Raw genomic sequence first — 19692 nt, forward strand, 5'->3', positions numbered from 1 at the left:
GTGCGACCGGCAGACGTAGCGATCATCGGGCTCGCCTGCAGGTTCCCGTCCGCCGCCAACCCCGCAGAACTCTGGCGGGTGCTGCGCGACGGACTGGAAGTCACTCGCGTCGCCGAGGGGCAAACCCGCCGAGAAGGGCTGCTGGACGACGTCGCCGAGTTCGACGCGGACTTCTTCAACGTGTCGCCGCGCGAGGCCGCCGCGATGGATCCCCGCCAGCGGCTGGCGCTGGAGCTCGCCTGGGAACTTCTCGAGGACGCGTTTTTCGTTCCGGAGACGCTGCGCGGCGAACGAGTCGCCGTCTACCTCGGCGCGATGAGCGACGACTACGCGGTGCTGACGCTGGACACCGCCGACCATGTCGACCATCACTCCTTCGCCGGGATCAGCCGGGCGATGATCGCGAACCGGATCTCCTACGCCCTCGGTCTGTACGGCCCGAGCATGACGATCGATTCCGGTCAGTCCTCGTCGCTGGTGGCCGTCCATGCCGCGGCGCAAAGCCTGCGGTCGGGCGAATCGAAGCTGGCGATCGCGGGCGGCGTCCACCTGAACCTCGCCGGCGAGACGAGCCTGCTGGAAAGGGAATTCGGCGCCGTGTCGGCGTCGGGCCACACCTACGCGTTCGACGCCCGCGCCGACGGGTACGTGCGCAGCGAGGGCGGCGGGCTGGTGCTGCTGAAGCCGTTGCACGCCGCCCTCGAGGACGGGGACCGCATCCGGGCGGTGATCCCCGGCAGCGCGGTCGGCAACGCCGGGCACACCGCCGCCGGACAGACCGCGCCGTCGGTCGCGGGACAGGCCGACGTCATCCGCCGCGCCCTGGAAGATGCGGGGCTGCAGCCGGGCCAGTTGGAGTATGTCGAGGCGCACGGCACCGGCACCGAGATCGGCGACCCCGTAGAGGCGAACGCGCTGGGGGAGGCGATCGGCACGCTCCGGCACCATCCGCTGACGGTGGGGTCGGTGAAGACCAACATCGGTCACGCCGGTGGCGCCGCCGGGATCGCGGGTTTGCTCAAGACGGTGCTGGCTATCGAAAACGCCGCCATTCCCGCGAGCCTCAACTACGCCACTCCGAGAATCGATCTGGACGGCCTCGGGTTGCGCGTCAACACCGCGCTGACCGCCTGGCCGGCCGGGGAGGAACCGCGCCGGGCGGGCGTGTCCTCGTTCGGCATGGGCGGTACCAACGCGCACGTGATCATCGAGGAGGCGCCCCCGCAGCCGCCCACCCCCGGGACCGAACGCGAGAACGGGCCGACGGCGTGGGTGCTGTCGGGCCGTTCGGAGCGCGCGTTGGCGAACCAGGCCGCGCGGCTCGCTGCTCACGTGACCGGGGATGCGCGGATCGACGCGAACGACGTGGCGTGGTCGTTGGCGACGACGCGCTCGGTGTTCGAGTATCGGGCGGCGCTGATCGGCGCCGACCGCGAAACCCTGGCGGCGGCGCTCGCCGGAGTGGCGCGCGGCGAGCCGCGTCCCAACGCGATCGCCGGCCGGGCGCACGCTCCGGGCAAGACTGCGTTCGTGTTTCCCGGTCAGGGCGCGCAGTCGCTGGGCATGGGGGCCCAGCTGTACGCCCGGTTCCCGGTGTTCGCAGCGGCTTTCGACGAAGCCGCCGCGGCACTGGACGACCGGCTGCGCGATGTGATGTGGGGCGATGACCCGAAGCCGTTGGACGACACCGAGTTTGCGCAGCAGGCCTTGTTCGCCGTCCAGACGGCGCTGGTGGCGCTGCTGCGGCACTGGGGTGTGGTCCCGGACGTCGTGATGGGCCATTCGGTGGGCGAGATCACCGCCGCCCATGTCGCGGGCGTGCTGTCGCTGCCCGACGCGGCGAAGGTGGTGGCGGCGCGGGGGCGGTTGATGGCCGGGCTGCCCGCCGGTGGCGCGATGGTCGCGATCGCCGCCGGCGAGGCCGAGGTGGGGCCGCTGCTGACCGACGGCGTGGCCATCGCGGCGGTGAACGGCCCGGACTCGGTGGTGATCTCGGGCGCGGAGGCTCCGGTCGCCGCCATCGCACAGACCCTGGTGGACCGGGGCCGGCGCTCCCATCGGTTAGCGGTCTCCCACGCGTTCCACTCGCCGCTGATGGAGCCCATGATCGAAGCCTTCGAAGCCGCGATCGCCGACATCTCCCCGAAGGACCCTCGAATACCGTTGGTTTCCAACGTGTCCGGTCAGCTCGCGGAGCCCGGGTACGGGACCGCGCGCTATTGGGCCGAGCATGTGCGCCGTCCGGTGCGCTTTGCCGACGGGGTGCGTGCCGCGGAGGCGGCCGGGGCCGGCGTGTTCGTCGAAGTGGGTCCCGGCGGTGGCCTGAGCGCCGCCGCGGAGCAATCCCTGGCGACCGAGCATCCCGTCGCAACCGTCACGCTGGCCAAGGATCGCGCGGAGGTGGAGTCGCTTCTCATCGCGGCCGGCCGGCTGTTCACCACCGGCGTGCCGGTCGACTGGAGCGCGGTGCTGCGGCGCGGCCGGCGCGTCGCGTTGCCGACGTATGGGTTTGTGCGCCAAAGGTTCTGGCTGGGCAGCGGTACCGACGCGCCACGAGCCATTCCCGACGAGTCGGCCGAGCGCCTGCGGCAACTGCCGCCCCGCGAGCGCCGGCGCCAGCTGACCGAGCTGGTTTGCGCCCATGCGGCGGCGGTGCTGGGACACTCGGACGGCCACGCGGTTGACCCGGACCGCGCCTTCCAGGATCTCGGGTTCGACTCCCTGACCGGGGTCGAACTCCGCAACCGCCTCAAGGCCGATACGGGGCTGGCGTTGTCACGCACGCTCGTCTTCGACTATCCCAATCCCGCGGCATTGGCGGACCACCTGGCTCAACAACTGCTCCGCGGCGGGCCGGACGAGTCCGATGACGAAAAGGTTTGGTCGGCGCTGAGAAAGATTCCGCTTCATGAACTTCGCCGGACCGGATTGCTCGACAAATTATTAGCGCTGGCCGGCGACCCCGAAAAGTCGCTCGCCGATTCAACGGTCACCGACGACGCCATCGACTCGTTAAGCCCCGACGCGCTAATTGCGCTGGCGCTTGACGCAAACAAAGAAAATGACGCCCCGTGATGAATCCATCACTGGCGGAACTGATTACGTGAACCGACGGCCCGAGTAATTTGACATACGTTGAATATCAACGTCTTTGCGATACGGGGTCAAAGCCTTAGACTTTCCACGGTAACGAGCAGTTCTCAGCCCCGGGTGAAAGTGATGGCTTTCAACCGGCCATGACGAAAAGGGTGGGGCGTGAGCGTTGTTGCGGGCGTGTTCGGTGCGCTGCCCCCGTATCGGTATAGCCAGAGCGAGATCACCGATCAATTCGTCGAGTTTCCGGGGCTGAAGGAACACGAGGAAATCGTTCGGCGCCTGCACGCCGCCGCGAGGGTGAACAGCCGCCACTTCGTCCTGCCGTTGGAGCGCTATCCGACGCTGACCGACTTCGGCGAGGCCAACGCGATCTTCATCGACGCCGCCGTCGACCTCGGTTGCCAGGCGCTGCGGGGGGCGCTCGAGGAGGCCGGCCTTCAGCCGGAAGACATCGACATGATCGCCACCACCACGGTCACCGGCATCGCGGTGCCGTCGCTCGACGCCCGCATCGCCGGGCGCCTCGGCCTGCGCCCCGACGTGCGCCGGGTGCCGCTGTTCGGGTTGGGTTGCGTGGCCGGTGCCGCGGGCGTGGCCCGGCTGAACGACTACCTGCGCGGCGCCCCCGACGGCGTCGCGGTCCTGGTTTCGGTCGAGCTCTGCTCGCTCACCCACCCGGCCGTCAAACCGACAGTGTCCGGGTTGGTCGGCAGCGCGCTGTTCGGTGACGGCGCGGCCGCGGTGGTGGCGGTCGGCGACCGTCGCGCCGAGCAGGTTCGCGCCGGCGGGCCCGACATTCTCGATTCGCGCAGCCGCCTGTACCCCGACTCGCTGCAGATCATGGGTTGGAACGTCAGCTCCTCGGGGCTGCAGCTGGTGCTGTCACCGGACCTGACGACGCTGATCGACCGCTACCTGGCCGACGACGTCAACGGATTCCTCGCGACCCACGGGCTCACCAGGGACGACATCGGCGCCTGGGTAAGCCATCCGGGTGGCCCCAAGGTCATCGACGCCATCACCAGGGCCCTCGAACTCGGGCCTGAAGCCCTCGAGCTGACGTGGCGCTCACTGGGCGAAATCGCCAACCTGTCGTCGGCCTCGGTGCTGCACATCTTGCGCGACACCATCGCCAAGCCGCCGCCCAGCGGAAGCCCCGGGCTGATGCTCGCGATGGGTCCCGGGTTCTGTTCCGAGCTGGTGCTACTGCGCTGGCACTAGGCGAGCCGACGCGACTCACGACACCAGGTCGACGACGTCGACGGCCAGTCCCGGCGCCGGCGACAGCGCGGCCAGGTTGTGCGCGCGGATCCGCTGCGCGGGTAGCCGCAGCGTAGTCCGGGCCACCAGCCTTGCGAGCATCACGGTCATCTCGGTGGTGGCCATGACCGCCCCGATGCACCGGTGCAGGCCGCCGCTGAACGGAATGAATTCGTGCGGTGCGGGTTTGCGGTAGCCCGGCGAGCCGGCATCCCAGCGCGACGGCCGGAATTCCGTTGGCTGCGGCCACAGCTCGGGCAGGCGGTGCGTGACGTACGGGCTGAAGATCAGCAACCGGCCCGCCGGAATGCGATGCCCGTCGAACGTCAGGTCGCGCATCACCTTGCGCGCGGAGATGACGCCGGGCGGGTACAGCCGCAGCGTCTCGTGCACGACGCCGTTGAGGTAGGTCAGCGCATCGAGGTCGCCGGCGCCGGGGACGCGCGAGCCGAGCACCCGGCGCACCTCGTCGGCGGCGGTGTCCCACGCGCCCGGCAGGGACAGCAGCGTGTAGATCGCCCACGCCAGCGCGCCGCTGGTGGTCTCGTAACCGGCGGTGATCAGCGAGATCACGGCGTCACGAATCTCGTTGCCGCTCAGCGCGTAACCCTCATCGCCGCGACCGTTGATCAGCATGGTCAGCATGTGGTCGTCGGGCCTGGGATCCGCCCGGGCGCCGGCGATCTGCGCGTCGACCAGGTCGTCGATGCGTTGGCGGGCCGCCATCGCCCGACGCCAGGCGGGCGCCCGCATCCGTCGCTGCAACCTCACCACCTGCGGAAGCATGTGGGTCAGGTCCAGCAGGGGCTGCAGTTGCTCACCGAGGAAGTCGGAGTGGACGGCCATGCGTTGGCCGAACAGGCTTTCGGCGGTGCTGCGCCGGACCGCCGAGCGGCATTGCCGATAGATGTCCAGTCGCTGCCCGGGCCGCCAACCGTCGATGACGGCGTCGACGCTGGCGACCATGGTCTGCACGTAATCCTGGATCTGCCGGTGACGCAGCCCGGGCGCGACGACGCTGCGCCGGCGCCGGTGGTCGTCGCCGTCGCTGACGATCAGCGCGGTGGGCCCGTCGACGATGGCCAGGTTCTCGAACGTCTCCCGCCAGCTGAACGCGTCGGCGTTGGCAAACACAAACTTGTTTGCCTGCGGGCCCAGCAGGTAGGTGTAGCCGTGCCGGCCGACACCGGAGTTGATCACCGGTCCCCGCCACCGGTACAGCGCCAACAACGCCTCCCCGGGCGGGTAACGCACCGGCCGATAGGCGCTCATTCGAGCAACTCCGATAGCTCCAGCCAGCGGCTCTCCGTCGCGGCGACCTCACCTTCCAGGCCGCGCAGCTCTCCCGTCAGCCGCGACAGGCCGACGTGGTCGGACTGGTCGTGCTCGGCGAGTTCGTGGTGCTTGGCCTCGATCCGCTCGGCGAGCCGGGCGAGCTGACGGTCGACCGAGGCCAGCTCCTTCTCGGCCGTGCGGCGCTCCGCTCCGGACATCCCCGAAATGGGTGCCGGCGCGGCCGAGGTCGAGGCCGCACCCGCCCGACCGGCCGCCAGCCGCAGGTACTCGTCGATGCCGCCGGGCAGATGCCGCAGCCGGCCATCCAGGATCGCGTACTGCTGATCGGTGACCCGCTCGAGCAGGTAACGGTCGTGCGAGACGACGATCAGGGTGCCCGGCCACGAGTCGAGCAGGTCCTCCACGGCGGTGAGCATGTCGGTGTCGACGTCGTTGGTGGGCTCGTCGAGCAGCAACACGTTGGGCTCACTCAGCAGCGTGAGCATCAGCTGCAGCCGCCGCCGCTGACCGCCGGACAGGTCGCCAACGCGCGCGGACAACTGCCCGCGGCCGAACCCGAGCCGCTCCAGCAGCTGGGCCGGGGTGACCTCCCGGCCGTCGACCTCGTAGCCGCCGCGCAGCCCGCCCAGCACGTCGGCGATCCGGTCGCCGGCCAGCGCGTCCAGCTCCTCGCCCCGCTGATCGAGCACCGCGAGCCGCACGGTCTTGCCGCGCTTGACGCGACCGGAATCGGGCGCGACGGTTCCGGCGATCAGTCCCAGCAGCGTCGACTTCCCGGCGCCGTTTGCCCCGACGATGCCGGTGCGTTCACCGGGCGCGATCCGCCATTCGACGTCGCGCAGCACCGGCCGGTCGCCGAACGAGACCGACACGTCGAGCAGGTCGACGACGACTTTGCCGAGCCGCGCGGTCGCCAGCTTGGCCAGCTCGACGGTGTTGCGCAGCGGCGGCACGTCGGCGATCAGCTGGTTGGCGGCGTCGATCCGGAACTTGGGCTTCGACGTCCGGGCCGGCGGCCCGCGCCGCAGCCACGCGAGCTCCTTGCGCATCAGGTTTTGCCGCTTGGCCTCGGCGGCGGCGGCCACCCGGTCGCGTTCGACGCGCTGCAGCACGTAGGCCGCGTAGCCGCCCTCGAACGGTTCGACGATCCCGTCGTGCACCTCCCACGTCGTGGTGGCGACCTCGTCGAGGAACCAGCGGTCGTGGGTCACCACCAGCAGCCCGCCGCTGTTGCGCGCCCACCGCTCCCGCAGGTGGGTGGCCAGCCAGGTGATGCCCTCGATGTCCAGGTGGTTGGTGGGCTCGTCGAGGGCGATCACGTCCCATTCGCCGATCAGCAGTCGCGCCAGCTGCACCCGCCGGCGTTGCCCGCCGCTCAACGTGGAAACCGTTGCGTCCCAGGCGATGTCGGAGACCAGCCCGCCCACCACGTCGCGCACCCGCGCGTCGCCGGCCCACTGGTGCTCCGGTTGATCGCCGACCAGCGTCCAGCCAACGGTGCGGTCCGGGTCCAGGGTGTCGGCCTGGCTCAGCGCGCTGACCCGTAGCCCGCTGCGGCGGGTGACCCGTCCGGCGTCGGGCCGCAGCTGGCCGGTCAGCAGGCCCAGCAGGCTGGACTTGCCGTCGCCGTTTCGCCCGACGATGCCGATGCGCGCGCCGTCGTTGACGCCCAGCGTCACCGACTCGAAGACGACCTGAGTCGGATATTGCAGACGTATGCCCTCGGCTCCCAGTAGGTGCGCCACCGGGCAATTATTCGAGGGTCAGCAGCGCGTGATCGATGTGGGTCCGCGTGTCGGGCGACGCCTTGCCGGCGACGGCCTCCAGGAAGCGGGCGGCGAGGTCGCGGACCTTGAGGTTGGTTTCCTGGGACCGCCAGGCCAGGATGTCGAACGCGCGATCCGCGGAGATGCCGTAGGCGCTCATGAGCACGCCCTTGGCCTGCTCGATCCGGGCGCGGGCGTCGGCCACCGCCTCCAGGACGTTGGTGATGTCGGAGTGCAGCGAGTCGGTGACGTCGACGTAGAACCCGGACGTGCCGACCAGCGCGCCGGTGTCATCGAGCATCCGGTCGCCCGCGACGACGACGCAGCGGGTGTGCCCGGCGCTGTCGATGATGCGGTGCCGGCTGCTGAACGGCTTGCCGTTGACGACGCGGTCCAGGACGGCGGCGACGCACTCGCGGTCCTCGGGGTGCTTGTGCTGCAGCAATAGTTCGGTGGTGGGCTCGACCTGCCCCGGCTCGTAGCCGTGCATGCGCGCGACGGCGTCCGACCATTCCCAGCGCTGGCTGTCCAGGAAGAACCGGAACCTGCCGACCCGCTGTGGCTCGCCCAGGCCGAGCACCAGGTCGAGCGCGCCCAGCCCGCGGTCCTGCACCACGTCGGACATCACCGCCTCGGGCGGCGAGCCGAAGCCCCGCCCATTGCGACGCTGACCGGTGTCGTCTTCGAAGTTCACAGCCATCGCCCGTCTCCCCGGAAGCCCTACGGTTTTGCCTTATCGATGCCCGTTTTCGGGCACGTTCAAGCACGCACTTCACGGCGCTGTCGAACAGCTTGTGCTCGATGCGGTGGTGGTCGTGGAAGTACTCCAGGTGGCGCAGGTTGGGAATCGCGGCGGCGACGGCCGCGGCGCGCAGGAAATCGGACGGACACGGTCAGCCGTACCCACGGAACGGTCGGAAAGATACCCGGTTTCAAGGTGGGTTAACCATCGGATTTCGGCCGCGCCGGGGCTCACGTCGCTCCGTTTACCGGCGTTGGGGCGCAACGCAATTCGCCGCTGCCAACTTCTCGTCGCGGCCCGTCGAGACGGCGGGCGGGCTCCGGGGCCCGTTTCGACTCCGCCAACCGGGTCAATCCTCTCAATCTGGAAGGACCGGATGATGGGCAGTGCAAATAATGGGCTTCAGACCGATCCTTATCTGAAGGTGTGGGGCGCCGAAGAAGCATTCCGCAGCGGGCAGCGAGCGGAACGGGCGCGGCGGGACGCGAGCTCGGCACAGCGATCCGCGGCCCACAGCATGGACAAGTCCGCGGACAGCCACGAACGGACCGCGAAGGCCTACGAAGAAGCAGCCAAACATAGCGTTCTCGCCAAGGACGAGTACCGCCGACACGCGGCTCGCCACCGCGACTACGCGCGGGAGGATCGCCGGATGGCCGAGCGGCTGCGGCGCATGGCGGAGAGCGGCTGGGCCGGAGACGCCGGCGACTGACGCTGCGGCACGCGGGAACCTTGGGTAAGGCGCGGACATCGCCGCGTGCGGCCCTCGTCGGCAAACAGGCTGACCAAAACCGCCGAGGGGGCTGATGTGCCATGATGGCGGGGCTGTCAAGAGTCAGGGAGCGGCGGTGGATCTCAATTTTTCGATGGTCACGCGCCCGGTCGAGCGTCTGGTGGCCACGGCACAGAACGGGTTAGAGGTCTTGCGGCTGGGGGGCTTGGAAACCGGCACGGTGCCGTCGCCGTCCCAGATCGTCGAGAGCGTGCCGATGTACAAGCTGCGTCGGTATTTCCCGCCGGACAGCCGGCCCGGGCAGCCGCCGGTCGGCCCGCCCGTGCTGATGGTCCACCCGATGATGATGTCCGCGGACATGTGGGACGTCACGAAGGAAGACGGCGCGGTGGGGATCTTGCATGCCGCCGGGCTGGATTGCTGGGTCATCGACTTCGGGTCGCCCGACAAGGTCGAGGGCGGCATGCGCCGCAACCTGGCCGACCACATCGTCGCGCTCAGCCAGGCCATCGACACGGTCAAGGACGCCACCGGCAGTGACGTGCACCTGGTCGGGTACTCGCAGGGCGGCATGTGGTGCTATCAGGTCGCCGCCTACCGTCGTTCGAAATCCCTTGCCAGCATCGTGGCGTTCGGGTCGCCGGTGGACACCCTGGCCGCCCTGCCGATGGGCATCCCGGCAAACTTCGCCGCACCCGCCGCCAACTTCATGGCCGACCATGTCTTCAGCCGGCTGGCCATCCCGAGCTGGATGGCGCGCACGGGTTTTCAGTTGATGGACCCGCTCAAGACGGCCAAGGCCCGGGTGGACTTCGTGCGCCAGCTGCACGACCGCGAGGCGCTGCTGCCGCGCGAACAACAGCGCAGGTTTCTGGAGCGCGAGGGCTGGATCGCGTGGTCGGGCCCGGCGATCTCCGAACTGCTCAAGCAGTTCATCGCGCACAACCGCATGATGACCGGCGGCTTCGCGATCAACGGCCAGATGGTGACGCTCACCGACATCACCTGCCCGGTGCTGGCCTTCGTCGGCGAGGTGGACGACATCGGCCAGCCCGCGTCGGTGCGCGGCATTCGCCGGGCGGCGCCGAACGCCGAGGTCTACGAACGCCTGGTCCGCACAGGCCATTTCGGCCTGGTCGTCGGGTCCCGCGCGGCGCGGGAGAGCTGGCCCACCGTCGCCGAATGGGTGCGCTGGCTGTCGACGGGCGGGGACAAGCCCAGCGGCATCGACCTGATGGCCGATCAGCCGGTCGAACACACCGACAGCGGTGTCGCGCTGAGTTCCCGGATCGCGCACGGCCTCGGGGAGGTATCCGAGGCGGCGCTCGGGGCGGTGCGCGGCGCGGCCGGCACGGTCGTCGCCGCCAACAAGTCCATGCGCACCCTGGCCGTCGAGACCGCCCGCACGCTGCCGCGGCTGGTCCGCCTCGGACAGATCAACGACCACACCCGCATTTCGCTGGGCCGCATCATCGAGGAGCAGGCGCAGAACGCCCCGCAGGGCGAGTTCCTCTTGTTCGACGGGCGCGTGCACACCTACGAGGCCGTGAACCGGCGGGTCAACAACGTCGTCCGCGGCCTGATCGAGGTCGGGGTGCGGCAGGGCGACCGCGTCGGCGTGCTGATGGAAACGCGCCCCAGCGCGCTGGTCGCCATCGCCGCACTGTCGCGGCTGGGCGCCGTCGCCGTGGTGATGCGGCCCGACGCCGACCTGGCCGCCTCGGTGCGGCTCGGCGGCGTCAGCGAGATCCTCACCGACCCGACCAACCTCGACGCCGCGCGCGACCTGCCGGGACAGATCCTGGTGCTCGGTGGCGGCGAGACGCGCGACCTGCACCTGCCCCACGACACCGACGTCATCGACATGGAGCAGATCGATCCGGACGCGGTCGCGCTGCCGGCCTGGTACCGGCCCAACCCCGGATTGGCCCGCGACCTGGCGTTCATCGCGTTCACCGCGGCCGGCGGCGAGTTGGTGGCCAAGCAGATCACCAACTACCGCTGGGCGGTGTCGGCCTTCGGGACCGCCTCGACGGCCGCCATGGACCGCCGTGACACCGTGTATTGCCTGACGCCGCTGCACCACGAGTCCGCCCTGCTGGTCAGCCTGGGTGGCGCGGTCGTCGGCGGCACCCGGATCGCGCTGTCGCGCGGGCTGGACCCGAAGCGGTTCGTCCAGGAAATCCGGCAGTACGGCGTCACGGTGGTGTCCTACACCTGGGCGATGCTGCGCGACGTCGTCGACGATCCCGCCTTCGTGCTGCACGGCAACCATCCGGTGCGCCTGTTCATCGGCTCGGGCATGCCGACCGGTTTGTGGGAGCGGGTGCTCGACGCGTTCTCGCCCGCCAACGTCGTCGAATTCTTCGCCACCACCGACGGACAGGCCGTCCTGGCCAACGTGTCCGGCGCCAAGATCGGCAGCAAGGGCCGCCCGCTTCCCGGCGTGGGGCGCGTCGAGCTCGCGGCCTACGACGCGGAGCACGACCTGATCCTCGAGGACGACCGAGGCTTCGTGCAGGTCGCCGAGCCCGTCCAGGTCGGGGTCCTGCTCGCCCAGTCCCGCGGGCCCATCGACCCCAGCGCGTCGGTCAAGCGCGGGGTGTTCGCGCCGTCCGACACCTGGATTTCCACCGAGTACCTGTTCTACCGCGACGGGGACGGCGACTATTGGCTGGCCGGCAGGCGCGGCTCGGTCGTCCACACCGCGCGCGGGCCGGTGTTCGCCGAACCGGTCACCGACGCGCTGAGCTGCATCAACGGCGTGGACCTCGCGGTGACCTACAACGTGCCGATGGGCGACCGCCAGCTGGCGGTCGCGGCGGTGACGCTGCTGCCCGGGGCCAGCATCACCGCGGCCGACCTGACCGAGGCCGTCGCGAAAGTTCCCATCGGGGTGGGGCCCGACATCGTGCAGGTGTGCCCGGAGATGACGCTGAGCGCCACCTACCGGCCCACCGTCAGCGCCCTGCGCGCGGCCGGGATCCCCAAGTCGGGACGCCAGGCGTGGTATTTCGACGCGAACAGCAACGAATTCCGCAAGCTGACTCCCGGGGCGCGGTCCGCGCTGAGCGGCGCCCAGTGATGCTCGACGGCGTCCTGCTCAGCATCCTGGTGTGCCCGGCCGACCGGGGCCCGTTGCTGTTGATCTCCCAAGATGACGAAGCCGAGCTGCTCTACAACCCGCGGCTGCGGCGCGCCTACCGCATCGAGGACGGCATCCCGGTGCTGCTGATCGACGAGGCGCGCGACGTCGACGACGACGAGCACGAACGGCTCATAGCACGAGCCCGTCCGGCAGATCCCCAGTGAGGTAGCGCTGCAGGTTCGGCGCCATGGTCCGCGCGATCTGATCGGCCGGCAGCGACGCGAACGGCTCGAATCCGAGGATGTAGCGCGCCATCACCACGCCCACCAACTGCGACGCGACGAACTGGACGCGGATGTGACCGGTGCCGGGCGGGTCGTCGACGCGCGGGCCCATCTCCACGGCGATCACGTCCTGGATGAACGAGCGGAAGAGGTTGACCTCCGAGCCGGCCAGGATCGACCGCAGCGTGGCGATGAACGCCGCACCGATCTCGGAGTCCCACAGCTGCAACAACATTGACGGCAGCGTGTAGCCGAGGTCTTCGATCGGCACCTCTTTCAACCGGCCGATGACGTCCATCGGGTCGATCGGGATGTGCACGGCCGCGGCGAACAGCTTCTCCTTGGTGCCGAAGTAGTGATGCACCAACGCCGAATCGACGCCGGCGGCCGCCGCCACCGCGCGAATCGACGTGTTGCGGATCCCGTTGCGCGCGAACAGCTCCCGGGCGCTGGCCAGGATCCGGTCCCGGGTGCCGGAGCTGCCGGCCGGCCGCCCGGGCCGCCGGCGCCCGGTGTTGGTGGCCGTCACCCTAGCTTGTCCGCCGCCGCAGCGTCGCCGCGGCCAGGCACAGCGCCGCGAGCGCGAAACCCATCACGACGACGATGTCGCGCACCGCGATGAAGGTCAGTTCGCTGTGCGTTCCCACCTGCTGCAGCGCCTCGAGCGCGTAGCTCGCCGGCATCACATTGCTGATCCACTGCAGCCAGTGCGCCATAAGCGCTCGGGGCACGATGATGCCAGCCAGCAGGAATTGGGGGACCATCACCAGCGGGATGAATTGCACGGCCTGAAACTCGGTGCGCGCGAAGGCGCTAAACAATAGCCCCAGTCCGACCCCCAGCACCGCGTTGACGATCGCGATCACGAACACCCACACCGGGCTGCCCGCGGTGTCGAAGCCGAGGAACCAAAACGAGACGATGCACGCCAAAATCGCTTGCACCGCAGCGGCGATCGAGAACGCGGTGCCATAGGCGATCAGCATGTCGAGCCGGCGCAGGGGAGTGGTCAGGATGCGCTCCAGTGTCCCGGAAGCCCGTTCGCGCTGCATGGTGATCGAGGTGATGATGAACATCACGAACAGCGGGAACAGGCCCAGCAGGATCAGGCAGGCGTTGTTGAACGGTGACGGCATGCCCGGCCGGTGCGGGGCGTTCTCGAACATGAAGTACATCAGCGTGATGACCAGGATCGGCACGAACAGGATCAGCGCGACGCTGCGGTGATCGGCGGCCAGCTGGCGCAGGATGCGCGTCGTGGTGGCCGCGTAGCCCTTGAGCCCTAACCGGCCTGGAGCTTCGTGCTGCGCCTGATGATGGACAGAAACGCGTCCTCCAGTGACGGACATCCGGTGTCCTCTCGTAGTCGGGTCGGGGTGGTGTGCGCGACGAGGTGGCCCTCCCGCATCAGCAACAGGTCGCCGCAGTGGTCGGCCTCGTCCATCACGTGGCTCGAGACCAGCAGGGTGGTGCCGGCGCGGGCGAGCTCGGCGAACTGCTCCCACAGGTCGACGCGCAGCACAGGGTCCAGGCCCACGGTCGGCTCGTCCAGCACGAGCAGCTCTGGTCGGCAGACCAGCGCGCACGCCAGCGACGCGCGGGTGCGCTGGCCGCCGGACAGGTTGCCGCAGAAGGCGGTTCGATGGTCGGTCAACCCGACCCGCTCGATGGCCGCGTCGGCGGCGCGGTTGTCGAAGCCGTACAACGCGGCGAAGTAGCGGACGTTGTCCACGATCCGCAGATCGTTGTAGATGGTCGGGTCCTGCGGCATGTATCCGACGCGGCGGCGCAGGGCCGGGCTCCCGGCCGGGCGGCCCAGCACCGTGACGGTGCCCGACTTGACGATCTGGGTGCCGACGATGCAGCGCATCAGGGTGGTCTTGCCGCAGCCGGACGGCCCGAGCAGCCCGGTGATCGTGCCCTTGGCGATCGTCACCGAAAAGTCGTGCAGCGCGGGGCGTTTACCGCGGACGACGCGCAGATGCTCGATGTTGACTGCGGGGGCGTGGCCCTTCGTCAATAATTCATCACTCGATGAACTCATCATGTGATGAATACTCCGCTCGCGATCGGCCGATGTCAAGGCCGACTTCGCCGCCGAACGTGCAATCCACGACGCGGCACGCCGCCGTGCCGTCGTGGATTGCACGCTCGGTGGCGCCGCTTAACTTCCCCACCTCGCGGTGGGACGATTTGCCTGCGCAGTTTGGACCCTGGGATCGGTAGCGAAAGGAGACGCAAGAATTTCGCAATCGGCCGGCGCTAACGTCCGGCTGCGTAACCGCGGAAAGGAACCGCCATGAACAAGCTGCTGGCGGATCATGGCGACCCGGAGAAACGCATCGCCGATCTGGAGCATCAGCTTGCCGAGCGGACCCGCCTCGCCGAACCGCCCCCCGCAACCCCGCCCGGCGCGGGCCCGTCGCGCCACTTCGAGGCGGCCGCCGCCCCGCCCAGCACCAAGCAGATGATGAAGTACACGAACCTGGTCATGTTCGGAGGCATGGCGGCGCTCGGCCTGATCTATATGGCGCTGTTTCTGGTTGGCGCCATCGTGGGCGCGGACAACGTGATGAAGGTCGGCGGCTTCGTGGTGTTCCTCGCGTTCTTGCTGCTCGCCATGCCGGCCTTCGGCCTGTTCCAGCGGCGGATGAATCGGAAGAAGACGGTCCTCGTCGACGTCGGCAGCGGCGGGTTGACCGTCAGTTCACGGCCGGGGGCGTTCTTTTCGTTCGGCGATGCGCAGCTGGGGGCGTGGACCCTCGCGGGGTATGGCGGCACGGCGAGAGGCACGGCGCTGCACCTACGAAGCGGCCGCGACCGCTTTGTCATCGGCGGACAAGATCATCGCGTGGCTCCCGAAACACCGCTTGACGCAGCGCCGGTGGACAGCGTGGACGCGACGATGTGGCCCGAGGAGTTCGATGAGCTTCTCACCACGGTCGGCCGCCCGCGCGGGCTCGATGCGCGCGGGGCCGCCCCGGGCCAACCGATTCGCTGCCCGCTCACGCCCAACCCGGCGCGGATGTACTCGACCTCGTTCTTCGGGATGTTCAAAAGCACCGCAACGGCGCTGAGCATGAACGCGAATCCGCCGCAGCCGACGCTGGCCATCGACGTCGGCGACGACGCGATTTCGGTCACCGACCTGACGAGCAACGCGCGCGTCGCCTCGGCCCCACTTGCGCAGGTGACCGCGACGCCGGTCGCGAGCACCCGCTCGGCCCCCTACGTGGGCACGCTGACAACCGCCGTTCTGGTTGTGCGAGTGGGCAATTCGCAACCAATGACCATCGCGTGCCCTGACTATGCCGGCCCCCCACAGGCCCGTTGGAGCGGCACGACCAAGCTGACCTACCGGTTTGCTTGGCGCAGCAACGTGACTCCGGCGGATGAAGCGGAGTTTGTTGTCTCGGACGCGGATTGGCTGACGCTCGTCGAGAAATTCGGCTTGGCTTCGCAACTGGAGGACAGGGCCAGGGCCGGCGCGGCCCCGGCGTCGGTCGCGGTCGCGGTCGCCCGTCCCAAACGCAAGCTCTGGATCTATGGCGTCATCATCGCCGCGATCATGTTCGTCGTGGCCCCCGCGATGATGGTTCTGGCCGGCAACATAAACAGCGGTCATCAGAACAAAGAAGATCAGCTGAAGGCGGACCAGGAACGGCCGTTTGCGCTGCCGTTCACCGGCCTGCGCCTTCCGCACGGTGTGGCCGTGGACGCCGCCGGCAACGTCTACGTCGCCGAGACGCGCACCAATCAGGTGCTCAAACTGGCGCCCGGGTCGAACACCCAAACGGTGCTGCCATTCACCGGCCTCGACCTCTTCGACGACGGCGTCATCGACGGTTCCACCGCCGGCGTGGCGGTGGACGCCGCCGGCAACGTCTACGTCGCCGACTCAGGCAACGGTCGGGTGGTGAAGTTGGAGGCCCGGTCGGGCACCCAGACCTCGCTGCCGTTCAGGACCCTGCGATCGCCCCACGGTGTTGCGGTGGACGCGGTCGGCACCGTGTACGTCGTCAACTACTCCGACGGTCAGGTCGAGAAGCTGGCGGCCGGGTCGCGCACCGAGACCATACTGCCGAAGCTCGACCAACACAGTTTTACCGGCGACGTGGCCGCGGACACCGCCGGCAACGTCTACGTCAGCTGCAGCCACGGACGAAGCAGCCGCAGTTGCGTGATGAGGCTGGCGCCCGGGTCGAACACCTGGACCGCATTGCCGCAAGCACGCGACAACTCCGGCAACACTTTCAGCACCGGCGAGCAGGATCTCGCGGTGGACGCCGCCGGCAACGTGTACATGATCACGTCCAGAACCGTGCTGAAGTTGGCGCCCGGGACGGACAACTGGACTCCGCTGCAAGGGACGCCCCCTTTCGTGGACCCCATGGGCCTCGCGGTGGACCCCAGCGGCACCAACGTCTACGTCACCGATCATGTGGGCTCGCGGGCCGTGGGAGGTGGATCTTGGTTCGGCATATGGCCGATGGGACCGGATGACGCTCACGGACTCGTGCTCAAGCTGCCCGTGGGCTAGCCGACCGATCCGGCCCCCGGGCGGCGCAGCGGCTGATGTCCGTGCACGCCTTCGGCATAGGCCGTCTCGGCGTGCTGGGTGAGGTCGACGCCGGTTGTCTCGTCTTCGGGGCTGAGCCGGAATCCCATCACCCGGTCGATGACCTTCGCGAGCACGAATGACGCCGTGAACGCGTAGAGCGCCACCACGACGATCGCAAGCGCTTGCTTGCCCAGCTGGGCGAAGCCGCCACCGTAGAACAGGCCCTGCGGGCCGGACGTCATGACCGCCGTCGCGAGCAGTCCGATCAACGACACGCCGACCACGCCGCCGACGAAGTGCACACCCACCACGTCGAGCGAATCGTCGTAGTTGAAGCGGAATTTCGCCGCCACCGCGAACGAGCACACGACACCGGCCGCGAGGCCGACGACCGCCGCGCCGAGCGTGTTGACGGTTCCGCACGACGGGGTGATGGCGACGAGGCCGGCGACCACACCGGACGCCGCCCCGAACGTCGTGGGCCTGCCGTCGCGGATCCGTTCCACCGTCAGCCAGCCGAGCATGCCGAGGCACCCCGCGACGAGGGTGTTGAGGAAGATGGCCGCGGCGGTTCCGTTGGCGGCCAACGCCGATCCCGCGTTGAAGCCGAACCAGCCGAACCACAGCAGCCCGACGCCGAGCAGGACGAACGGCAGGTTGTGCGGCCGCATGGCGTCCTTCTTGAAGCCGATGCGGGGCCCGAGCACCAGCGCTAGCGCCAGCGCGGACGAACCGGACACGATCTCGACAACCAGGCCGCCGGCGTAATCGAGCACGCCCAGCTTCGCCAGCCAGCCGCCGGGTCCCCAAACCCAATGCGCGACAACCGAATACACGACGATCGTCCAGACCGTGGCAAACGCCATCCAGGCCGCGAACCTCGCGCGGTCCGCGATGGCGCCGCTGACCAGCGCGGCCGTGATGATCGCGAACGCCAGCTGGAAGGTGGCGAACAGCAATTCGGGGACCGCCCCGTGGACGGTTTCGGGGCCGATGCCGAGCATCCCGAGATGATCGAGGTTTCCCACCAGCCCGTACGCGCCGTCCGGGGAGAACGCGACGGTGTAGCCGAGCAACAGCCACGCCACCGTGACCAGCGGGATGGAGATGAAGCTCATCATGATCATGTTGAGCACCCCGGTGGTGCGGACCATGCCGCCGTAGAAGATCGCCAGGCCGGGGGTCATCAGCAGCACCAATGCGGTGCTGGCCAGCAGCCACGCCGTGGCAGCGGGGTCGATCGCATGCATTGTTCGGTCTCCTTCGACACGATTTCGGCCGGGATATTGCCATGTCGGGTGTGTCGGTAGGTTCGGTGGGTGGTCGCAGTGGAGCTGTCGGTGGATCCGGTCGCCGCCGCACATCGGCTGCTGGGCGCCACCCTCACCGGCAGGGGCGTGCGGGCCGTCGTCGTCGAAGTTGAGGCCTACGGTGGGGTTCCCGACGGGCCCTGGCCCGATGCCGCGGCCCACTCGTACCGCGGCCTGTCCGGCCGCAACGCCGTGATGTTCGGCCCGCCCGGGCGGCTCTACACGTACCGCAGCCACGGGATCCATGTCTGCGCCAACGTCTCGTGCGGGCCGGACGGGACCGCGGCGGCCGTACTGCTGCGCGCGGCGGCCCTCGAGGACGGCGTGGACGTCGCGCGCGCCCGCCGGGGCGAGCTGGTCCGCACCGCGGCGCTGGCGCGCGGTCCGGGGAATCTGTGCTCGGCGTTGGGAATCACCATGGACGACAACGGGATTGACCTATCCGATCCCGACGGGCCGGTGATCCTGGAACTGAACGCCCCGCTGACGGCCACGTCGGGCCCCCGCGTCGGCGTCAGCCAGGCCGCCGACCGGCCGTGGCGGCTGTGGCTCCCCGGAAGGCCGGAGGTATCGGCGTACCGGCGCAGCCCGCGGGCACCCGCGCCCGGGACCAGTGACTAGACGGCGGCGGGGGAGGCCACGCGAAACGCGGGGTCCACGCGGCGCGCGATGAGCACGAACGTCACGGCCAGCAGCGGCGCGACGGCGCTGTATACCGCGGCCGGCGTGGCCATTACGGCGCTGTTCAGCAGCTGCGGGCTCAGCGCAATGCCCATCGCCACGACGGCGTTGTGCATGCCGACCTCCAGGCTGACCGCGACGGCCTGCCGCGGGGCCAGCCGCATCAGGCGCGGCGCGAGATAGCCGACCGTCAGGCTGACGGCGCAGAACACCACGACGGCACCGCTGAGGAGGCCGATGTTGTGCCAGAGCGTGGTTCGCCCTCCGGCGATGGCCGCGACGATCGCGAGCACCAGCAGCGTGAGCGCCAAGATGCGGACCGGCTTCTGCATGCGCCGGGCCAGCTCGGGGAAGCGGTGGCGGATGGCGACGCCGATCGCGATGGGAACCAGCACCAGGCCGATCACCGCCAGGAACTTGTCCAGCTGGAGCGGGAGGAACCGGCCCTCGCCGAGGAACCACGTCATCGACACCGCCAGGATCGCGGGCAGGGCGACGATCGACAGCACCGCGTTGATTGCGGTCAGGGTGAGGTTTAGTGCCAGGTCGCCGTTGAACAGATGGCTGAGGATGTTCGACATCGTCCCGCCGGGGGTCGCGGACATCAGCATCAGCCCGACCGCCAGGTGCGGTTCGAGATGGAACGCCTCGGCGATCACCAGGCACAGGGTCGGCAGCAGCAGCGACTGACAGAGGAGCGCAACCGCGAGCGGTTTGCGCATGGTGGTGGCCCGCTTGAAGTCGGCGACGGTGAGCGTCAGCCCGAGCGCGAGCATGATGATCGCGACGACCAACGGCCAGTATCGGTTGTCCATGACGCTCCGCGTGGTTGGTGCGCATACGGGGGAAAGCGATGGCGCGACGATGCGCCGCGT

At 69.2% G+C, this 19692-nt stretch carries 15 protein-coding genes; 7 read left to right on the plus strand and 8 right to left on the minus strand.

The window, feature by feature from the left end:
* Entirely contained in the window at positions 1–3075 is a 3075-nt protein-coding gene (locus AC5Y2S_RS27750) for a type I polyketide synthase (protein WP_499959738.1), read from the plus strand.
* A 180-nt stretch (positions 3076–3255) separates the two neighbouring features.
* Positions 3256–4317: a type III polyketide synthase gene (locus tag AC5Y2S_RS27755; protein WP_499959740.1), complete on the plus strand. Its 1062-nt coding sequence runs from the start codon at positions 3256–3258 to the stop codon at positions 4315–4317.
* Between the two features lie 15 nt (positions 4318–4332).
* On the opposite strand, the gene AC5Y2S_RS27760 is transcribed toward AC5Y2S_RS27755, so the two are convergent.
* From AC5Y2S_RS27760 to AC5Y2S_RS27770, 3 genes are read right to left on the minus strand one after another with little or no spacing between them, the layout of a single operon-like run.
* The gene (locus AC5Y2S_RS27760) at positions 4333–5610 is read right to left on the minus strand and encodes a cytochrome P450 (protein WP_499959839.1); all 1278 of its coding nucleotides are present in this window, start codon (positions 5608–5610) and stop codon (positions 4333–4335) included.
* A 14-nt stretch (positions 5611–5624) separates the two neighbouring features.
* The gene (locus tag AC5Y2S_RS27765) at positions 5625–7397 is read right to left on the minus strand and encodes an ABC-F family ATP-binding cassette domain-containing protein (RefSeq protein ID WP_499959742.1); all 1773 of its coding nucleotides are present in this window, start codon (positions 7395–7397) and stop codon (positions 5625–5627) included.
* 7 nt (positions 7398–7404) lie between these two features.
* A complete protein-coding gene (locus AC5Y2S_RS27770) occupies positions 7405–8118 on the minus strand; it encodes a PAS and ANTAR domain-containing protein (protein WP_499959744.1) in 714 nt (237 codons plus the stop codon).
* A 421-nt stretch (positions 8119–8539) separates the two neighbouring features.
* Between AC5Y2S_RS27770 and AC5Y2S_RS27775 the strand changes: the two genes are divergently transcribed.
* The 3 genes from AC5Y2S_RS27775 to AC5Y2S_RS27785 all read left to right on the plus strand — a co-directional run bounded on the left by AC5Y2S_RS27775 (position 8540) and on the right by AC5Y2S_RS27785 (position 12205).
* Positions 8540–8872 carry a hypothetical protein gene (locus AC5Y2S_RS27775; RefSeq protein WP_499959746.1) on the plus strand — a complete coding sequence of 111 codons (333 nt, stop codon included), beginning with the start codon at positions 8540–8542 and terminating at the stop codon, positions 8870–8872.
* Positions 8873–9008: 136 nt separating this feature from the next.
* A complete protein-coding gene (locus tag AC5Y2S_RS27780; protein WP_499959748.1) occupies positions 9009–11978 on the plus strand; it encodes an acyl-CoA synthetase in 2970 nt (989 codons plus the stop codon).
* Positions 11978–12205, plus strand: a complete 228-nt coding sequence (locus AC5Y2S_RS27785; RefSeq protein WP_499959749.1) for a Trm112 family protein — start codon at positions 11978–11980, stop codon at positions 12203–12205. Before AC5Y2S_RS27780 ends, AC5Y2S_RS27785 begins: the two co-directional genes overlap by 1 nt.
* Here the strand turns inward: AC5Y2S_RS27785 and AC5Y2S_RS27790 are convergent.
* The 3 genes from AC5Y2S_RS27790 to AC5Y2S_RS27800 are packed head-to-tail and all read right to left on the minus strand — an operon-like array spanning position 12171 to position 14312.
* On the minus strand, positions 12171–12794 hold the full coding sequence (locus tag AC5Y2S_RS27790) for a TetR/AcrR family transcriptional regulator (RefSeq protein ID WP_499959751.1): 624 nt from the start codon (positions 12792–12794) through the stop codon (positions 12171–12173). The genes AC5Y2S_RS27785 and AC5Y2S_RS27790 overlap by 35 nt on opposite strands.
* Before the next feature lies 1 nt (position 12795).
* On the minus strand, positions 12796–13614 hold the full coding sequence (locus AC5Y2S_RS27795; protein ID WP_499959753.1) for an ABC transporter permease: 819 nt from the start codon (positions 13612–13614) through the stop codon (positions 12796–12798).
* Complete coding sequence (locus tag AC5Y2S_RS27800; RefSeq protein ID WP_499959755.1) at positions 13548–14312, minus strand: ABC transporter ATP-binding protein; 765 nt, start codon at positions 14310–14312, stop codon at positions 13548–13550. The genes AC5Y2S_RS27795 and AC5Y2S_RS27800 overlap by 67 nt, the downstream gene beginning before the upstream one ends.
* Before the next feature lie 252 nt (positions 14313–14564).
* Here AC5Y2S_RS27800 and AC5Y2S_RS27805 point away from each other — a divergent pair, with 252 nt between their 5' ends.
* The gene (locus AC5Y2S_RS27805; RefSeq protein WP_499959758.1) at positions 14565–16805 is read left to right on the plus strand and encodes an NHL repeat-containing protein; all 2241 of its coding nucleotides are present in this window, start codon (positions 14565–14567) and stop codon (positions 16803–16805) included.
* Here the strand turns inward: AC5Y2S_RS27805 and AC5Y2S_RS27810 are convergent.
* Positions 16802–18076, minus strand: coding sequence for an ammonium transporter (locus AC5Y2S_RS27810; protein WP_499959760.1), 1275 nt, complete (start codon positions 18074–18076; stop codon positions 16802–16804). The genes AC5Y2S_RS27805 and AC5Y2S_RS27810 overlap by 4 nt on opposite strands.
* Before the next feature lie 69 nt (positions 18077–18145).
* On the opposite strand from AC5Y2S_RS27810, the gene AC5Y2S_RS27815 reads away from it, so the two are divergent.
* The gene (locus tag AC5Y2S_RS27815; RefSeq protein WP_499959762.1) at positions 18146–18757 is read left to right on the plus strand and encodes a DNA-3-methyladenine glycosylase; all 612 of its coding nucleotides are present in this window, start codon (positions 18146–18148) and stop codon (positions 18755–18757) included.
* Here the strand turns inward: AC5Y2S_RS27815 and AC5Y2S_RS27820 are convergent.
* On the minus strand, positions 18754–19683 hold the full coding sequence (locus AC5Y2S_RS27820) for a bile acid:sodium symporter family protein (RefSeq protein WP_499959841.1): 930 nt from the start codon (positions 19681–19683) through the stop codon (positions 18754–18756). The genes AC5Y2S_RS27815 and AC5Y2S_RS27820 overlap by 4 nt on opposite strands.
* Positions 19684–19692 lie beyond the last annotated feature (9 nt).

Source organism: Mycobacterium sp. NGS69 (genome assembly GCF_059812165.1).

Excerpts from the sequence above, each read along its gene's own strand:
- AC5Y2S_RS27770 (WP_499959744.1), bottom strand. The coding sequence starts at position 8,118 with ATGGCTGTGAACTTCGAAGACGACACCGGTCAGCGTCGCAATGGGCGG.
- AC5Y2S_RS27775 (WP_499959746.1), top strand. The coding sequence starts at position 8,540 with ATGGGCAGTGCAAATAATGGGCTTCAGACCGATCCTTATCTGAAGGTG.
- AC5Y2S_RS27785 (WP_499959749.1), top strand. The coding sequence starts at position 11,978 with ATGCTCGACGGCGTCCTGCTCAGCATCCTGGTGTGCCCGGCCGACCGG.
- AC5Y2S_RS27795 (WP_499959753.1), bottom strand. The coding sequence starts at position 13,614 with ATGTCCGTCACTGGAGGACGCGTTTCTGTCCATCATCAGGCGCAGCAC.
- AC5Y2S_RS27800 (WP_499959755.1), bottom strand. The coding sequence starts at position 14,312 with ATGATGAGTTCATCGAGTGATGAATTATTGACGAAGGGCCACGCCCCC.
- AC5Y2S_RS27805 (WP_499959758.1), top strand. The coding sequence starts at position 14,565 with ATGAACAAGCTGCTGGCGGATCATGGCGACCCGGAGAAACGCATCGCC.
- AC5Y2S_RS27810 (WP_499959760.1), bottom strand. The coding sequence starts at position 18,076 with ATGCATGCGATCGACCCCGCTGCCACGGCGTGGCTGCTGGCCAGCACC.